Annotated in this window: 17 protein-coding genes; 13 read left to right on the top strand and 4 right to left on the bottom strand. The window is 68.2% G+C overall.

All coding sequences use genetic code 11. The features are described from left to right. Nucleotides 1-114: 114 nt before the first annotated feature. Entirely contained in the window at nt 115-579 is a 465-nt protein-coding gene (locus OD750_RS20200) for a Rid family hydrolase (RefSeq protein ID WP_263540885.1), read from the top strand. A gap of 127 nt (nt 580-706) precedes the next feature. Beyond that, complete coding sequence (locus tag OD750_RS20195) at nt 707-1,141, top strand: GNAT family N-acetyltransferase (protein WP_263540886.1); 435 nt, start codon at nt 707-709, stop codon at nt 1,139-1,141. Between the two features lie 38 nt (nt 1,142-1,179). Here the strand turns inward: OD750_RS20195 and OD750_RS20190 are convergent, their stop codons facing one another. Next, nucleotides 1,180-2,124: a dienelactone hydrolase family protein gene (locus tag OD750_RS20190; RefSeq protein WP_263540887.1), complete on the bottom strand. Its 945-nt coding sequence runs from the start codon at nt 2,122-2,124 to the stop codon at nt 1,180-1,182. A 216-nt stretch (nt 2,125-2,340) separates the two neighbouring features. Between OD750_RS20190 and OD750_RS20185 the strand changes: the two genes are divergently transcribed. Further along, complete coding sequence (locus tag OD750_RS20185) at nt 2,341-3,174, top strand: CPBP family intramembrane glutamic endopeptidase (RefSeq protein ID WP_263540888.1); 834 nt, start codon at nt 2,341-2,343, stop codon at nt 3,172-3,174. On the opposite strand, the gene OD750_RS20180 is transcribed toward OD750_RS20185, so the two are convergent. Continuing rightward, a complete protein-coding gene (locus OD750_RS20180) occupies nt 3,107-4,492 on the bottom strand; it encodes an aminotransferase-like domain-containing protein (protein WP_263540889.1) in 1,386 nt (461 codons plus the stop codon). The genes OD750_RS20185 and OD750_RS20180 overlap by 68 nt on opposite strands. Nucleotides 4,493-4,588: 96 nt before the next feature. Between OD750_RS20180 and OD750_RS20175 the strand changes: the two genes are divergently transcribed. The 7 genes from OD750_RS20175 to OD750_RS20145 all read left to right on the top strand — a co-directional run bounded on the left by OD750_RS20175 (nt 4,589) and on the right by OD750_RS20145 (nt 10,194). Beyond that, entirely contained in the window at nt 4,589-5,203 is a 615-nt protein-coding gene (locus tag OD750_RS20175) for a LysE family translocator (protein ID WP_263540890.1), read from the top strand. A gap of 31 nt (nt 5,204-5,234) precedes the next feature. Then, entirely contained in the window at nt 5,235-6,539 is a 1,305-nt protein-coding gene (locus tag OD750_RS20170) for a S41 family peptidase (RefSeq protein WP_263540891.1), read from the top strand. A 157-nt stretch (nt 6,540-6,696) separates the two neighbouring features. Then, entirely contained in the window at nt 6,697-7,656 is a 960-nt protein-coding gene (locus OD750_RS20165; RefSeq protein ID WP_263540892.1) for a hypothetical protein, read from the top strand. Nucleotides 7,657-7,810: 154 nt separating this feature from the next. Next, nucleotides 7,811-8,017 (top strand): DUF7919 family protein, encoded by a 207-nt coding sequence (locus tag OD750_RS20160; protein WP_484600493.1) that lies wholly within the window; start codon nt 7,811-7,813, stop codon nt 8,015-8,017. A gap of 67 nt (nt 8,018-8,084) precedes the next feature. Then, complete coding sequence (locus tag OD750_RS20155) at nt 8,085-9,005, top strand: hypothetical protein (RefSeq protein WP_263540894.1); 921 nt, start codon at nt 8,085-8,087, stop codon at nt 9,003-9,005. A gap of 24 nt (nt 9,006-9,029) precedes the next feature. Beyond that, nucleotides 9,030-9,743, top strand: a complete 714-nt coding sequence (locus OD750_RS20150; protein ID WP_263540895.1) for a JAB domain-containing protein — start codon at nt 9,030-9,032, stop codon at nt 9,741-9,743. Between the two features lie 28 nt (nt 9,744-9,771). After that, nucleotides 9,772-10,194 (top strand): hypothetical protein, encoded by a 423-nt coding sequence (locus OD750_RS20145; RefSeq protein ID WP_263540896.1) that lies wholly within the window; start codon nt 9,772-9,774, stop codon nt 10,192-10,194. On the opposite strand, the gene OD750_RS20140 is transcribed toward OD750_RS20145, so the two are convergent. Next, complete coding sequence (locus tag OD750_RS20140) at nt 10,191-10,616, bottom strand: GFA family protein (protein ID WP_263540897.1); 426 nt, start codon at nt 10,614-10,616, stop codon at nt 10,191-10,193. The genes OD750_RS20145 and OD750_RS20140 overlap by 4 nt on opposite strands. 109 nt (nt 10,617-10,725) lie before the next feature. Then, entirely contained in the window at nt 10,726-10,923 is a 198-nt protein-coding gene (locus OD750_RS20135) for a type II toxin-antitoxin system VapB family antitoxin (protein WP_263540898.1), read from the bottom strand. Between the two features lie 579 nt (nt 10,924-11,502). Here OD750_RS20135 and fusA point away from each other — a divergent pair. From fusA to OD750_RS20120, 3 genes are all read left to right on the top strand, one after another. Next, nucleotides 11,503-13,545 (top strand): elongation factor G, encoded by a 2,043-nt coding sequence (fusA, locus tag OD750_RS20130; protein ID WP_263540899.1) that lies wholly within the window; start codon nt 11,503-11,505, stop codon nt 13,543-13,545. A gap of 4 nt (nt 13,546-13,549) precedes the next feature. Then, nucleotides 13,550-14,902 carry an AAA family ATPase gene (locus tag OD750_RS20125; RefSeq protein ID WP_263540900.1) on the top strand — a complete coding sequence of 451 codons (1,353 nt, stop codon included), beginning with the start codon at nt 13,550-13,552 and terminating at the stop codon, nt 14,900-14,902. A 169-nt stretch (nt 14,903-15,071) separates the two neighbouring features. Next, nucleotides 15,072-17,465, top strand: a complete 2,394-nt coding sequence (locus tag OD750_RS20120; RefSeq protein WP_263540901.1) for a winged helix-turn-helix domain-containing protein — start codon at nt 15,072-15,074, stop codon at nt 17,463-17,465. The last annotated feature ends 32 nt before the right edge of the window (nt 17,466-17,497 follow it).

Genomic DNA, 17,497 nt, shown 5'->3' with positions numbered 1-17,497 from the left:
CGGGTTGCCGGCGTTGCGCGATCGACGGGCAGTCGGCGCGGGTTTGCCGGCGCGCCGTGCGACGGCGAGAGCGCGTGGCTACACTGCCGGCTCGCCGCCCGGAGCACTCCCGCCATGCGCAACGCCGTGGTTCCGATGCTTGCCGCACTCCTCGCCGCCGGCTGTGCCGCGGCGCCGTCGAAAACGATCGTCATACCCGCGAACTTCGATCGCGCTTACGACGTGTACCACTACGCGCCGGCCGTGCGCGTCGGCGACACCGTGATCGTCTCGGGCATTCCGGCCGGGCCGGGGGCGGACTACGAAGCGCAGATACGCGCGATGTTCGTGCGCCTGAAATCGACGCTCGAAGCGGCCGGCGCGACGCTCGACGACGTCGTCGAAATCGAGACGTTCCACGTCGGCGCGAAGGACGCCACGACGTTCACCGCGGAATTCGAGCGCTTCGCGCCGATCCACAAGGAATTTTTCCGCGCGGACACCCGGCGTGGACCGCGGTCGGCACGACGGCGCTGCTCGTCGAAGGCGCACCGGTCGAAATGCGCGCGGTCGCCGTGGTCGGCACCGGCAAGAATCTGAAGATCCAGCGCGCGACGCCGGCCGCAAAGAAATAGCACTGGTGGTCTCAGGCTTTGGCCCCGGAGTGGTCCGGTTCATTCGCGCGCGAACCTGATTCAATGCGTGCACGACCACCACGGAGCCGACCATGGCCGCCACGCTACGACGCATCGCCGCGCACGACCGCGCGGCCTGGGACACGCTCTGGGACGGCTACTGCGCGTTCTATCGCTCGCCGCTCGAAACGCGCATCAGCGATCTGACGTTCGCGCGCCTGTGCGACGGCGCCGACATGCTCGGCTTCGTCGCTGAAGAAGATGGCGTGCTGGTCGGCTTCGCGCACATCCTCTTTCACGCGTCGACCTGGTCCGAGCACGGCTACTGCTATCTCGAGGACATGTACGTCGCGCCGGAACGGCGCGGCTCGGGCATCGCGCGCGCGCTGATCGAACGCGTCTACGCCGAAGCCGACGCGCGCGGCGCCGAACGCGTGTACTGGCATACGCAGGAATACAACGCGCCGGCGCGCTCGTTGTACGACACGCTCGCGCGGCGCACGTCGTTCGTCGTGTATCGGCGCTGACGCGGCGCCGGTCCTTCGGCGCCGCGTCGCGACGATGCTTACTGCAGACGATCGTTGAAGAACGACAGCGTCGTCCAATCGGCGCGGATCATCGCGCAGTCCTCGGTGTTCGAACCGGCCACCGAGCATGCGAGAAACTGCGCGCTCGTCGGAAACTGCGTGTCGTTCATGCCGAGGATCGTGCGGCCGTCGATGTCGAACGAGTGGTCGGCGCCGTCGTAGATCGTGATCGTCGCTTCATGGCCGCTGCCGGCGGTCGAACCGTACACGTCGCGTGCGCGCTGGATGCGCGTATTGCAGTTCGCGCGGAACGAGTCGTCGTAGCCCATGCTCATCTTGAAGTCGTTGAACGGGCGCCACCAGCTCGACGCCGGACTGCCGAACTGCATGGCCGCGCCGCAGCCCGGATAGAACACCGCGGTCGCTTCGAACAGATGATCGTTGTCGGCGCGCAGGGTCGTCGAGTTGTAGACCGTCGCCGACGCTTCGACCATCGCCGCTTCGGCACCTTGCGACCAGCCGAGCAGGCCGACGCGCACGGGGTTTACTTCGCCCAGGCCGGCGAGATAGGCGTAGGCCGCACGCGCATCCTGCGGCCGTTCGGTATACGGGTTGGTCACGGCGGCGCCGCACTGCGTCTGCGGATCGCCGCGGCCGTTGAAGCTGTCGACCGCGATCGCGATGTAGCCATGATCGGCGAGATAGCGGCCCCACGATTCGATGTGCTTCTGCAGATTCGGATAACCGCCGCTCGCGGCGCCGAACACGGAGCTCGACCACATGCCGGAGCAGCCGTGCATCAGCACGATCGCCGGCCAGTCGTCGCGCGTCGCGACGTTGTCGGGCTTGTAGATCACCGCGTCGAGCGTGATGCCGGAGGGGCCGGCGAACGTGATCTGCGCGCCGTCGGACGGCGCGGCGAGCGCGGCGCCGCCGACGGCGGCCAGGCACAGGGCGGCCAGGGTTTTTGCAAGAACGGACATTTCGGTTTCAATCCTTTGAAGGGTTGCGATGAATGAACGAGTTCGCGGCAAGAAGTGCACTAACGGCGTTGTAGCCGATGCGAACTTTGCGCCGGGCTGTCGACGCGGATTCCAGAACGAACGCACCGCGACGAACCGAACGCGTCCATGACTTTCGTTACCCCTGCGGCGCGGCGACGCGACGGATAATCGCGACGACCCGTTCGCGAGGCCGCCATGAACACGATCGTTCCGGCCGTCTTCTTCGGCATGCTGGTCATGCTGGCCGGCACCTTGCCGCGCAACCTGCTGTTCGCCGCGAACCTGCGCTACGGTGCCGGCATGCCGTGGGCCGTGCCGGTCGTCGCCGTGTACTTGTTCTGTTTCTGGAAATATCTGCAAGGCGCCGGGCCGCCGCCGGAAAACGCCGCGTGGCGCCGCGACGGCCTGCGCGCGTTCCGCGTCGCCGGCCGCACGTGGTTCTGGTCGCTCGTCGCGGGCGCGCTCGCGATCGTCGCGCTCGTGCTGGCGCTGCGGCTGGCGAACCGCTTCTTCGCGTTGCCGGTGCAGACGCTGCCCGACCTGTCGCATGTGCCCGCATCGACCGTCGCTGCATTGCTCGTCGCCGCTGCGCCGGTCGCCGGCGTCGTCGAGGAAGCGGCGTTCCGCGGCTATATGCAGGGACGGATCGAGAGCGCGTACGGACTGCCGGTCGCGATCCTCGTCACCGGCACGATGTTCGCCGTCGCGCATCTCGACTTCACGCTCGCGCTGTGGCCGTACTACGTCGCGGTCGCGGCGATCTACGGCACCGTGACGCACTACGCCGGCTCGATCCTGCCGGCCGTCGTGCTGCACACCGCCGGCAACCTGTATTCCAATCTCGATCTGTGGCTGCACGGGCGTGCGGAGTGGCAGGCCGCCGGTGCGGCGACCGGCGATGCGCCGGTCGCGCAATCGCTGGCCCTCGTCGCGGCGATGCTCGCCGCGCTGTGGGCGTTCGTCAGACTCGTGCGAGCCGCCGCGCCGCGTCGAACAGGTCGCGCAGCGCCGAGTCCGCCGTCGTCGTGACGTTGTAGCGCATGTAGCGGCTCGTGCGCTGCGCCGGCGAAAACAGGCTGCCGGGCGCGACGAGCACGCCCAGGTCGCGGCCGGCGAGCGCCAGTTCGTTCGTGTCGCACGCCATGTCGACCCACGCGAACAGGCCGTGCCGCGGCCGGCCGTAGATCGCAAAGCCCTCGCGTTCGATCAGCTTGAGCGCACGGCGCCGATGCGTATCGAGCCGTTCGCGCAGCGCGGTCACGTGCCGTCCGTAGCGGCCGTTCGCGAGCAGCTTGTGCAGCGCGCGCTCGTTGACCTCGGGCGTCGTGTAGCCGGTGAGCACCTTCGTGTCGGCGATCGCCTGCGCGAGCGCCTCGCCGCACGCGAGATAGCCGACGCGCAGGTTCGCCGCGAGCGTCTTGGAATAGCCGCCCGCGTAGATCGTGCGGCGCAATCCGTCGTGCGCCGCGAGGCGCGGCAGCGCCGGGTCGCACAGGTCGGCGTAGACGTCGTCTTCCAACACGTAGAAATCGTACTTGTGCGCAATATCCACGATGCGCGCGACCGTCTGCGCGTCGAGCGCGAGGCCGGTGGGGTTTTGCACGACGCTGTTGACCAGCAAAAGGCGAGGGCGCGACTCCTGCGCGATCGCTTCGAGCGCGGCGACGTCGGGGCCGTCCGGCGTATACGGCACGCCGATCACCCGCGCGCCGCGCAGCGCGAGCATGCCGAGCGCGCCGAACCACGACGGGTCGAGCACGAGCACGGTGTCGCCCGGCGCGACGAGCGTCTGCAGCGCCAGATGGATCGCATGCGTGATGCCGGTGGTGAGCACGATCTGGTCGGCGTGCGCGGCGATGCCGAACGTGCCGAGCCGCCGCGCGAGCACGTCGCGCAGCGGCGCGTAGCCTTGCGCGGTGCCGCCTTCGAGCAGGCGGCCCGCGCCTTCGCGGCCGATCGCGCGCAAGGTCGCGCCGAGTGCGTCGCCGTCCAGCCACGCGGGCGGCAGCACGCCGAGGCCGGGGCCGCGTGCGGCGCGTCCGCTGTCCAGCATCTGCTGCATCAGCCACTTGAGATCGACGTGCGACGACGGCGCCGCGACACGCACGGCGGCCGGCGCGACGTCGCGTACGTAGTAGCCCGAGCCGCGCCGCGCTTCGATCAGCCCGGCCGCGGCCATGCGCTCGTATGCGTCGGCCGCGGTGAACGGCGACACGCCGAGCGTGCGCGCCAGCTCGCGCACGCTCGGCACGCGCGCGCCGGCACGAAACACGCGCGCGTCGATGCGCGTGCGCAACCAGTCGATGCACGCGTCGACGCGCGAGAGGCGATGTGCGGCGGTATCCATGCGTGGCGACTGTACTGCCCGTATCGGCGCGAAGTGTATCGGTACTGTACTGCCGGTGCGCCGTACGCTGGAAGCACGTCTTCACGGAACCCTGCGATGACTACCGAACTTTCCGCGTTCGCCGTGCTCGCGTTCGTCAGCTGCATCACGCCGGGCCCGAACAACGCGCTTGCCGCCGCGACCGGTGCGCGCTTCGGCGGGCCGGCCGGTTTGGCGCTCGCGTCCGGCGTCACCGTGGGCTGCACGGGCCTCGTCGTGCTCGCCGCGTTCGGCGTGGCCGGTGCTGTCGCGGCGACGCCGTGGCTGTCGCGCGGGCTCGCGATCGCGTCCACCGTCTATCTCGGCTGGCTCGCGTGGTGCCTGCTGCGCAGCGACGCCGGCGCGCGCCGCGAGGCCGCGCGACCGCCGCGGTTCGTCGAAGCCGTGCTGTTCCAGTTCGTCAATCCGAAAGCCTGGGCGATCGCGCTGGCCGGCACCGCGCTGGTGCTCGCGAGCGGCGATGCGTACATGCTGCGCCTCGTCGCGATGTGCGCGATCGAAATCGTCATCTGCTTCGCGAGCGTGATGGCGTGGGTGATGCTCGGTGCGCGGCTGCAGCACTGGCTCGCCGACGCGCGTCACCGGCGCGCGTTCAACGCGGTGATGGCGGCAAGCCTCGCCGCCTGCGCGTTCGCGACCCTGGCCTCGGCGTTTCAGTCCGCTCCCGTTTGACAGGAATCCTCATGCGAAGCCTTTTTTTACCGTGCTCGGTTTCATCGCCGCGACTGCCTCGGCGACCGACGTCCCGACCTCGCGCGACGCGCAGCTCGCCGACCTCGCGGTCGTGCGCGACGAATATCTCGTCAAGGAACTGGCGTACACGCCGGCCACGCGCGCGCAGGCGGCAGCGAAGCTGCGCGAACTCGAAACGCGCGCGGGCGAGCTGTCGAGCGCCGACCTGCTCGTGGGCCTCGCGCAGATCGGCGCGCTGGCCGACAACGCGCACAGCGGCGCGCGCTGGCGCGATCCGCGCGCGCTGCCGAAACGGCGACTGCCGCTGCGCCTCTTGTGGTTTCCCGATGCGCTCGTCGTCGCACGAGCCACGGGCGAAGCGACCGATCTCGCCGGCGCGCGCGTACTCGCGATCGAAGGACTGTCGCCGGACGCGTTGTACGAACGCACGAAGTCGCTGCAGGGCGGCAGCGCGATCAACCGCAAGAAATACCTGCCGACATTGATCGAATCGCTCGGCGTGCTGCATGCGCTCGGGCTTGCGAAGACGCCCGACCGCGTGGCGCTGAAGCTGCGGCTGCCGTCTGGCAAGGTCGTCGAGCGCACCGTGGCGATGATCGCGAACGATCCGGCGAGTGTTGAAGAGGAACGGCTGTGGTCGCCCGAACCGATGCCCGGCGAAACGACGTGGAAAACGGCGATCACGACCGATGCGTTACCGACCTATCTTGCCGACGCCGAGCAGCCGTTCCGCATCGTCCCGTTCGACGACATCGACGCGCTGTACGTGCAGTTGCGCACGAACGAAGACGCCGAAGGCCATCCGATCGGCGAGTTCACCGCGCGCGTTGACGCCGAACTCGCGGCGAAACCGCGCAGGCACGTGATTGTCGACCTGCGTTTCGACGTCGGCGGCAATCTGCTCACGACGCTCGCGTTCATGCGCGCGCTGCCGTCGCAGGCGACCGGGCGCACGTATCTGCTCGTCGGCAACTACACGTACTCGGCCGGCATCGTTTCGGCGGCGGCGGTGAAGAAGGGCGGCGGCGACAGCGTGACGATCGTCGGCGACGAACTCGGCGACCGGCTCGCGTTCTGGTCGGAGGGCGACAATGTCACCTTGCCGCATTCGCGCTTCCGCCTGCGCTACACGAACGGCACGTTCGACCTCGCGCGCGGCTGCGCGGGCGTGCCGCAATGCCTCGACCACCTGATCGACGTGAATCCGGTATCGCTGGTTCCCGACATCGCGGCGCCGCTGACGAGCGAGGCGTACTTCGCCAAGCGCGATCCCGCGCTGGAGGCCGTGCGCGCCGATATCCGCAAGCGCGACTGAGCGGCCGAGTTCGCCTTGCAGCGCGCACGCCGCGCTGCAAGGTCGTTGCAGGACGCCGCACGCCGCCGGGCGCATCGCCTTGTGCCGCAACGGTTCGGCGATGGCACGGCTCCTGCGACGAACGCTGCAGCCGATCTGGCTGTTACGGAAACCGTCCATGGAAACGACCCGCTCCGTCATTCCCGCCGATGCCGACGCGGCGGCGGCGTCCGCCGTCTCGTGGGGCGCGATTCTCGCCGGCGCCGCCGCCGCGTGCGCGCTGTCGCTGATCCTCGTATTCCTCGGGCTCGGCTTCGGCATGAGCGCGATTTCGCCGTGGTCCGGCGCCGGTGCGAGCGCGACCGCGCTGTCGGTCGGCGCGATCCTCTGGATCACGCTGACACAGATCGTGGCCGCGGCGATCGGCGGCTATCTCGCCGGCCGCCTGCGCGTGCGCTGGACCGTCGCCGGTCGCGACGAAGTGTATTTTCGCGACACCGCGCATGGCTTCGTCGCATGGGCCGTCGCAACGCTCGCGGTGGCCGCGTGCTTCACGTCGACGCTGTCGAGCATCGCCAAGACCGGCGCCGAACTCGGCGGCGATGCGATGCACGCCGCGGCGGCCGGCGCGGCTGCGGCGATGCCGCGCGATGCGCGTCCGCGCGACGGCGCGTCGCGCAACGACGCGCTCGACTACAGCATCGATGTGCTGCTGCGCCGCTCGGCGCCTGCCGGTACGCAGACGCCGGTCGATGCGACGACCGATGCACCGTCGTCCGACATCCCGGCCGCCACCGACGAGCGCGGCGGCGATATGCGGCGCGGCGAAGTCGCGCGCATCTACGGCCGCGCGCTGACCACCGGTACGCTCGCCGACGCCGACGTGCGCTATCTCGGGCAGGTGATCGCGCAGCGCAGCGGTATCGCGCAGGCCGAGGCCGAAACGCGCGTGCGCCAGACGTACGCCGACCTGCAGGCCGCCGCGCAAGCGGCCAGGGAAGCCGCCGACAAGGCGCGCAAGGCCGCGGCGTATACGTCGCTGTGGCTGTTCATTGCGCTTCTGGCCGGCGCGTTTGTCGCGAGCTTCGCGGCGACCTACGGCGGTCGCAGCCGCGACGAAGATTCGCCGGTTCGCTGATCCGTTCCATCGACGTGGAGATACCGACATGCGTTATTTGTTGCTTTGGATACTCGGGGTGCCGATTCCCGTCCTGATCCTGATCGCGCTGTTCTTCCGCTGACCCGAATGCGCGGCGCCGTGGACCGGCGCCGCGCGGCGGCATCGTCGACGTTTGCGGTGCGCGAGTTGGTTGAGATGTTCGAAGAACGCCTGCGCGGCGCCCGTGGACATCGTTCACTACGTCGCGGTGCACCGCTACCGGCCACCGCAGGCGTTCGTCGACGCGGTGTTCGCATGCCCGCCGACGGGTACGGTGGCATATCTCAAGGCGCGGCTCGACAACGGCGGACGCGTGCTCGTCGAGGCTGCGCGCGGCTGACGATGTACGCTTCGGCGCCGCCGCGTCGTTCTTCCGGTTCGAACCAGCCCACCAACCGGAGAACGCCGTGAAACCGTTGCGCCTCGCTCTGCTGTCGCTCGTCGTCGTGCCGCTCGCCGCCTGCGGCGGCAGCCCGGAAAACCTCGCCAAGGACGTGCAGACCGTGTTCGAGAAAGGCGACATGGACGGCGCGCTGAAACTCGCCGACCTCGACACGACGCCGGCGCAGCTGCGCTTCTTCTACCTCGACGGCGTGCACGACTGCGGCCAGGCCAGCATCACGTGCACGGCGAAGGCCGAGCCGCTCGACGATGCGTTCAAGAAGCGGCTGGAAAGTCTCGGTCCGCAGGGCCTCGAAAGCGTCGCGGCGCCCGAAGGCGTGATCGTGGTCGAGCAGAAGTCGGCCGACGGCAAGTCGAACGGCAAGCTGCGCATGCCGTACGGCAAGGTGGGCGGCAAGTACCGCATCATCTCGCAGCGCTACACCGCGGCGAAGCTGACCGAAATGCGTGCGCAGACGAACGAGCAGCTGCTGCAGCAGATGCTGGCCGCCGGCATCTACGATTCCGAGAAGGGCGAGCGCAGCACGACGTGGAAGGACACGGCGACGGCGCTGCCGGCCGACGGCGGCGAGCCGGGCCAGTCGCTCGTGCGCACGAGCGCGGCGCTGTATGCGGCGGCGAGTGCGAACGATCCCGATGCGGCGGTGAAATCCGGCGACGGCTTCGCGGCGATGGTGCTCGCCGACAAGGACTACGAAGGCAAGCCGGTGCCGCTTGCCGACCGCAAGTCGAAAATGCGCGCGCAGGCGTACCGGTTCCTGCACGACGTGAAGGTGTCGGGCGGCTGGATCCGCGGCGACGAGGCGATCGTGCTGGTCGACGCGAAAGACGGCGCGGGCTGGGTGTCGCGCGGGGCATTGTTCATGATGAAGCGGGACGGGGCTTGGTCGGTGGCCGGGAAGGAAACAGTCGAGTATCCGATGTGACTTTTGTTGCGTTCCGCATAAGCTGTGCTGCGCGCCGGGATGGCGCGTGGCATGGCGAACATATCTAAGAACACCTTAGACGACAGGCCGCTAAGATTGCGGCAAGCTATGTCGGACACTTCGACAGGCGCATGTCGCATGAGCGCTTTCGTTTCTCTGCGCACCTTGAATTCGACGGCGCGCGACGATCGCGCGATCCGACGCGCACTGCGCATTCTCGAATCCCGCGCCCGCAAGTCTGGCGATCGCTTGAACACGATTTCGCTCGCCGCCGACTGGTTCCGCCTGCGCTTCGCCGAGCTGCCGTACGAGGTGTTCGCCGTCGCCTGGCTCGACGCCCAGAACCGCCTGATCGAATTCCGCGAGTTGTTCGCCGGCTCCGTGACCGGCACGTTCGTGCATCCGCGCGAAGTGCTGCGTTCGGCGCTCGCGTGCAATGCCGTCAACGGCATCTTCGCGCACAACCATCCGTCCGGCTGGCGTGGTGCTTCTGAGGAAGACATCGCGCTGACCGAAGAACTGATCTCCACACTGCTGCTGATCGACGTGCGCGTGCTCGATCACCTGATCGTGGCCGGCACCGCGGAACCGTTTTCGATGGCGCGCGCGGTTGATCGGCGCCACGGCGTGCTTCGATATCGAGCGCCGCGTCGCCCGGCGGTGCGTCGCGGGCGGTTGAGATCGTCGTTGTCGCCGCTCGTCGGAACGACATTGCCGCGCCACGCGTTCGGCCTATAGTGCGCGGCACCGAAATCAGGAGCGAACGATGGAAGCGCTGCAGCGCATTGCCGAACGCGTCAACCGCAACGGCGACCCCGACGACGTGGACACGCCCCGGCCCTTGCTGACGATCGACGAGTTCTTCGACGGCAACACCAGTGTCGGCAGCATCGGCTGCAATCTGCCGCAGGCGCCTTTGCCCGGCGCTTTCTACGACCTCTTCAAGCGCATCCCGGCGCGCGATGACGTTGCTGACATTCGCGTGCAGGTGACGGCTTTCGACGATCCGGATTGGCCGTTTTCCGACACGGTGTACGTCATGACGACCGCGTCGCCGGAAGACGTCGCATCGTGGTTCGATACCGGCTTCGCGCCGGACGAAGTCTCGGAGGGATTCAATCCCGGCGTGACCTGCGAACCCTACGTCGTACCTGCCGGCGTTCGGCCGATCGGGTGCTGGTGGGACTAGCTTTCCGCGACGCTCACATCCGCAATCCAGTTGCGCTTGCGTCGTGCCAGTCGCGCGGCTTCGTCGGCGTCGTCGTGCGTCACGGGCGCCACGCGAATCATCGCCGCATCGACATTCTCGAATGCGTTGACGTTGACGACCGCGTAGAGCCGGCCGTCGATCGTGCTGGTGACGACCGGCACCACGCCGCACGCGGTGCAGGTGTGGAAGTCGGCGGTCTTCGTACCGAACGCGTAGCGCGAGACCCGCGCAGGATCGGCAATCGTCACCACGAGGTTGCCGGCCGGGTTCGACGTCCACACGCCGCCATGCTTCGTGCAGAACGAGCACGTGCAGGCGCGGGCGGCGATCTCGGTCGGGTCGGGCATCCACTCGAGCTTGAAGGCGATGTTGCCGCAGTGGCAGGCGCCGCGAATCTGCATGCTTGTTCCTCGATCGTGAAACGCGAGGATAGCGCGTTGCCATCATCGTGCTGCCAGTCTGGAACACCGTTCTTGTGCGGTCGTCCGGCTACGTAAGTTCAAGCGACGATCAAGCCGGCCTGGCACGTCGCCGTCGCTGAACCGTCGACTTTGGTTCACGGCCACCGAGCAACGCGAGTTTGCGACCGCTCTCACGCGCTACCAGTGCCTTGAGAGCTTCGTGCACGAGCGCCGACTGCTCCTTCAGGCCGGTCAGCGCCTGCGCTCTCGCGAGAAGTTCATCGTCAAGAACAATGGTCGTATGCATGTCGAATCTCCCGTGAGGTAACGCCATCTCGATGCGCACGAAGTATGTCGACCGTCGGTCGCTTCGTGCGATCGATTGCCATAGCGCCTGCGGCGAGCGTAGCCGGGTCGGGACCCGTCGGGAACTGCCCGATTCCGACACGGAGCTGAGTCGGACGCAGGAAGCGGCGCAAACAGAAAGACAACGTCATGAGAGCCCCTTGCAATTCGGAACACAGCCTCCAACTCGCGACCCGTTGACGCAAATCCCCGAGCCCCGTCAAAATCCGCCGCCTCCAACGAGTTCACCGAACGCCATGAGCACCAAGCGCCTCCTGATATTGATCGACGACCTGCATGCGAGTGCGGGCCGGGTGCGCCTGCCTCCTGTGACGTTCCGTTCCGGGCCGATGTAGTTCGTCCCGCAACCGGCAACACACACGAAAGCACCCGCAAGGGTGCTTTTTTATTGCCCGCGATTTCTTGAAGAACCGAAGGAGAACGTGCCATGCACCCGATCGCCGAACCGGAACCGTAGCCGCGCGCCTTGCTGCCAACAGGGGCGCGCGGCGCTCTCGTGTTGGCATCAATGGATAAAAGTATGAACACCAAGACCGTTTCCCGCTGGCGCAACCTCGGCATCATCGCGCACATCGACGCGGGCAAGACCACGCTGACCGAACGCCTGTTGTGGAAAACCGGCGCCATTCACCGCATGGGCGAAGTCCATGACGGCGCGACGACGACCGACTTTTCGCCGATCGAACGCGAACGCGGCATCACGATCGGCGCGGCCGCCGTGCAGACGCAATGGCACGACCATCGCCTGACCCTGATCGACACCCCGGGCCATATCGATTTCGCGATCGAAGTGGAACGTTCGCTGCGCGTGCTCGACGGCGCCGTCGCCGTGTTCAGCGCGGTCGAAGGCGTGCAGCCGCAGTCGGAAACCGTGTGGCGCCAGGCGCGCCGGCACGACGTGCCGCTCGTCGCGTTCGTCAACAAGATGGACCGTCTCGGCGCGTCGTTCGACGGCGTCGTCGAACAGATGCGTGCGAAGCTCGACGCGAATCCGTGGCCGCTCGGCCTGCCGATCGGCGCCGAAGCCGAGCTGCGCGGCTGGGTCGACCTCGTCGATCGCAGCGTCGTCGAATGGGCCGACGACGGCGAAGCGACGCGCCGTCCGTGGACCACCGACGAAGCGGCGCGTTACGCGCCGGCGCGCGAGCGTCTCGTCGAGGCCGTGGCCGATCACGACGACGCACTGGCCGTTGCGTATCTCGACGGCCTCGATGTCGACGCGGCGACGCTCAAGGCCGCACTGCGGCGCGCGACGCTGCGCGGCGCCGGCGTGCCGGTGCTCGCGGGTTCGGCGTTCAAGAACAAGGGCATCGAGATCCTGCTCGACGCGATCGTCGACTTTCTGCCGTCGCCGCTGGATCGTCCGGCGGTGAAGGCCGAGTCCGAGCGCGGCGACGTGGAACTCGCGCCCGACGACGCGGGCCCGCTCGCGGCGCTCGTGTTCAAGATCGTGCATCAGGAGCACGGTCCGCTGTCGTTCGTGCGCGTGTACTCGGGTTCGCTGAAGGTCGGCGACACGGTGTGGACGTCCAAACGCGAGAAGTCGGTGCGCGTCGGTCGTCTCGTCGTGGTGCAGGCCGATCGCGGCACGGATGTCGAGCGCGCGGTGGCGGGCGAGATCGTCGCGGTCGCGGGCTGGAAGGATGCGGTCAGCGGCGAAACGCTGAGCGAGCCTTCGAGCAAGCTCGTGCTCGATACGATCCGCGCGCAGCCGGCGGTGCTGTCGTGGCGATTGTCGGCGGAAAAGGCCGGCGACCTGCTGCGTCTGGGCCAGGGTCTGGCCAGCATCGCGCAGGAGGATCCGTCGTTCCGCGTGACGAGCGATCCCGACACCGGCGAGACGCTGGTGTGGGGCATGGGCGAGCTGCACCTGGAGGTGAGCGTGGAACGTCTGCGGCGCGACTGGAACGTGGCCGTGAAAACCGGTTCGCCGCGCGTGGCCTATCAGGAAACGCCGTCGCGCGCGGTGTTCGGCGTCGAGGGCAAGGTGGCCAAGCAGACCGGCGGCTCGGGGCAGTATGCGCGCGTGACGATCGACGTCGAACCGCGCGACGACGGCACGGTGGTTTTTGTGGACAAGACCACCGGCGGCGTCGTGCCGAAGAACTTCGTCGCGGCGACCGAGAAGGGCGTGCGCGCGGCGCTGGCGGAAGGCCCGCGCGGATGGCCGGTGGTCGGCGTCGCGGTGACGCTGGTCGACGGCGATACGCATGCGGTCGATTCGTCGGAGCAGGCGTTCGTCCGCGCGGCGGGCGAGGCGGTGAAGGCGGCGCTGGCGCAGAGCGGCACGACGCTGCTCGAGCCGGTCATGCGGCTGACGATCGACACGCCGGTGGGCAACGTCGGCGACGTGGTGGGCGATCTCAATCGTCGTGCCGGCCGCGTCGCGTCGATCGACGACAAGGGCTCGCGCGCCGACGTCGTCGCACGCGCGCCGCTCGCGCAGCTGTCGGGCTATACCACGTCGCTGCGCTCGCTGACGCAGGGCCGCGCGTCGGCGGTGATGCTGTTCGACGGCTATGAGGAAGCGCGCGCGGCGCCGAAGGCGGCGCAGGCGGCGTGAAGAGATGGAAGGGCCGGCGTGTGCCGGCCCTTCCGCTGTCGGGAGCGAAAAAGTTGCTGAAAACGTAGTTGGGCTGCGTTATCGGGTGGTTGTTCACGGCGTGGCACCGAGGTCGCCGCGCGACAGGTACACTGCGCCCCGACAATGCGTTCTGCCCGTGTGCAACGGCGCGGACGCGCAGCTCCCGTTGCTCGAAAGGCACTCAGTGGCGACCATGATCAAGAAAGTCGACGCATGGAATCAGTTGTCGCGGCTCGTGCTGCGCGGGTACAAGTCGATTGCCGAGTGCGACATCGAACTTGGCACGCTCAATGTGCTGATCGGTGCGAACGGCGCTGGCAAGTCGAATTTCATCGGCTTTTTCCGGCTGATCGGACGTCTGCTCGATCGACAGCTGCAGGTTGCTGTCGGTAGTGCCGGCGGTCCGGACGCAATGCTGTACTTCGGACGCAAAAAGACCGAAGAGCTGCATGCCGAACTCTATTTTCGCAACGTCGGATACAAGTTGTCGCTCGCCGCAACCCAAGACAATCGGATGATGTTTGCGCGAGAGGCTTTGTGGTGGAGCAAGCGGGGAGATCTGGAATCGATCGCCGGGCATTTCGAAACGTCTATCAGTGACAACGAGACGGTACCCGGTCTTTACGGCTCGGTGCTGCCGGCGATGCGAAGCTGGCGCCTCTATCACTTCCTCGATACGAGCTTGACGGCACTCGTCAAGCAGATTCACGGCATCAACGACAATGCCTACCTGCGCGAAGACGCGCGCAATCTCGCCGCATTCCTGTATCGCCTCAAGAATCATCACGACGAGCACTACCGGCGCATCGTCAAGGCCGTAAAGCTCGTTGCGCCGTTCTTCGGCGATTTCTTGCTGCGTCCGACGGTCGACAATGCCGGGAAGATTCAGCTCGAGTGGACCGAAGAAGGCTACGACGCGCCGTTCACGGCGAGCGCATTGTCGGACGGCACGCTGCGTTTCATCTGTCTAGCCACCGTCTTGCTGCAACCGGAAGAATTCATGCCGGCCGCGATATTGATCGACGAGCCGGAACTGGGCCTGCACCCGTTCGCGATCTCCGTGCTCGGCGGCCTGATGAAGTCGGCCGCGAACGAGCACCAGCTGATCGTGTCGACGCAGTCGGTCGAGCTCGTCAATGAATTCGACGCCGAAGATCTGATCGTCGTCGACAAGCGCGGCGGTGCTTCGACCTTCAAGCGGCCGGATGCCGACGCGCTCGCCGAATGGCTCGCCGACTACAGCCTCGGCGAGCTGTGGAAGAAAAATCTGCTCGGCGGGAGGCCGACGCGATTCGACAGCCGGATGCCCAGGCTCGAAGCGCTCGCGCCGGTTTGACGCGATAGCAGCGAAGCTACGCGCAAAAATTCACCACGAAGATCCCGGCGTTCGTCGCCTGTCGATGGCGAGCGACCATCCGCTAACGTATCCTCGCCGCCGGTTTGCGGTACGCTCAGCCGACGACGGTCCCCACGAGGCCGGTCGAGCGTCGCGGAGTTCGTTGTCGATGTCCGGAAAGATCTACCGTTTCGGCCGGTTCCGGCTCGACCCGCGTTCGCGCGAACTGCGCGCCGACGACGCGCTCGTGTCGATGCCGCCGAAATCGTTCGACTGTCTTGCCTATCTCGTCGAACACCGCGATCGCGCGGTCGGTCGCGACGAGCTGATTTCCGCCGTCTGGGGCGCCGCCGACGTCAGCGATCATTCGCTCGCGCAGACGCTGCTGCGCGCGCGCCAGGTGCTCGGCGACACCGGCGCCGAGCGCACGATGATCCGCACCGTGCCGCGCTTCGGGCATCGCTGGGTCGCCGCGACCGACGTTGCCGACGCCGATCCGACCGCGACGATCGCACCGGTCGCCGCGACCGATGCCGATGCCGCGGTCGTCGCGGCGCCGCCGGCGGAATCGTCGTCGGCGCTTCCGCGTGCCGCCGCGCCGTCCGGCCGTCGCGCGCGCGCGGCTGTCGCCGCATCGATCGCGCTCGCGCTCGTCGCGACAGCCGTTTTCTTCGCCTACCGCGATCGCATCGCGCCGGTCGCAACGGTGGTAAAAACGGCCGTAAAAACGGCCGAATCGACCGACGACGTCTTCGTCGTGATGCCGGTCAATCTCGCTGAAACGTCGATCGACATGGCGTGGGTGCGCCTCGGCGCGATGGACTACATCGCGACCTTGCTGCGCGACGACGCGAAGCGCCACGTGCTGCCGAGCGACCAGGTCGTCAGCGTCGTCGGCGCGTCGGGCCGCGCGGCGTCGCGCGACGACGCCGACCTCGGCCGCCTCGCCGTGCTGACCGGCGCGTCGTGGATCGTGATTCCGCGCGCGACGTCGTCGGGCGACGGCTGGCGCGTCGCGCTCGACGTCTATCACGGCGGCGGCATGCGCACGTACGAAGGCGCGGGCGAGGCGCCGCTGCCCGCATCGCGCGCAGCGGCGCTCGCGCTGCTCGCCGAGCTCGGCGTCGGCGAGCCGCCGCCGGGGCTGCGACCGGACGACGAACTCCTGCAGCGCGTCGACGCGGCGCTGCTCGTCGGCGATCTCGACGCGTCGCGCCGACTGATCGAGGCCGCGCCCGAAACGACACGCGCCGATCCGCGCTTCCGCACGCGCGCCGGCATGGTCGCGTTGCGGCAGGGCCGGCCGGCGGAGGCCGAGGCGCTGTATCGGCCGCTCGCGACCGACGACGCGACGATTCCGCTCGCGGTGCGCGTCGCGGCGTACAACGGGCTCGGCGCGATAGCGGTCGGCCGGCTCGATCACGCCGCCGCGCAGGCCGCGTACGACAAGGCGATCGCACTCGTGAAGAACACCGACGAGCAGCGCCTTCTCGGCCGCGCCTACATGGGGCGCGGCGTCGTGCACGCCGCCCGCAACGAATTCACCGACGCGATGGCCGACTTCGGCCTCGCGCGCATCGCGCTCACGCGCGCCGGCGACCGCATCAACACGGCGAGCCTCGAGATCAACGTCGGCATGGCCGAGGTCAACCGCGGGCGGCTCGTCGACGGCATCGCCGCGTTCGACCGCGCGATTCCGATCCTGACGAGCTTCGGCGTACGCGATCAGCTGCTCATCAGCCTGCACAACAAGATCTACGCGCAACTCGGCCTCGTGGATCAGCCCGGCGCGCTCGCGACGAGCGAACGCGCGATCGAGCTCGTCGACAAGCTCGCGAACGCGGCGATGGTCCGCCGCGTCGCCGCGGCGCGCGCGCGCGTGCTGTTCAACGCCGGGCGTCTGCGCGAGGTCGAGGCGCTCGCCGCGCGCTACGACGAGCAGCCGGACGATCCGGCCGCGAGCGACACCGAGTTCGGCGTGCTGCGCGTGCTCGTGGTCGCCGAGCGCGGCGACGATGCTGCGGTCGACGCACGTGGCGACGCGCTGATGGCGCGCGTCGAGCGGTCGGCCGACATGACCGGCCAGGCCCTGCTGTCCGAGGCGTGCTACGCCGTCGTCGAAGCGGCGCTGCGTTTGCGCCGCATCGATCGGGCCGAGGCCGTGCTCTATCGACTCCGCACCGCCCCGCCGGCGCCGGAAGACCTCAACCGGCCGCTCTACCTCGCGCTCGCCGATGCGCAGATCCGCGCCGCGCGCAAAGACCCGGGCGCGTCGGACGCGTTCGAGGCGGCGTTCAAGTCGGTCGAGGACGACAGCGTGCTCGAGCGGCTCGTCCTCGTCGCATCGGCGTGGACGCCGACGCTCGTCGCGACGAACGACAAGGTGCGTGCGTCGCGGCTCTCCAGCGCCATCGCGGCGCCTGCCGCCCGCGACTACCGCGCCGCGCGCGCGATCGCGTCGCTGTACCGCATGACCGGCTTCGCCGAACTCGCGGCCGACGCCGACAACAAGACGCGCGCGCTGGCCGGCGAGCGCGATCCGGAGCAAACCGCAAGTCGCTGATTTCCCGCCGATGTTTGGATTCTGTGCGCTCG

This window comes from Tahibacter soli (genome assembly GCF_025717065.2).
In the GTDB taxonomy this organism is placed as follows: Bacteria; Pseudomonadota; Gammaproteobacteria; order Xanthomonadales; family Rhodanobacteraceae; genus Tahibacter; species Tahibacter soli.
The sequence above is the reverse complement of the archived record's forward strand: the minus strand, read 5'-3'. Positions and strand labels throughout refer to the sequence as shown.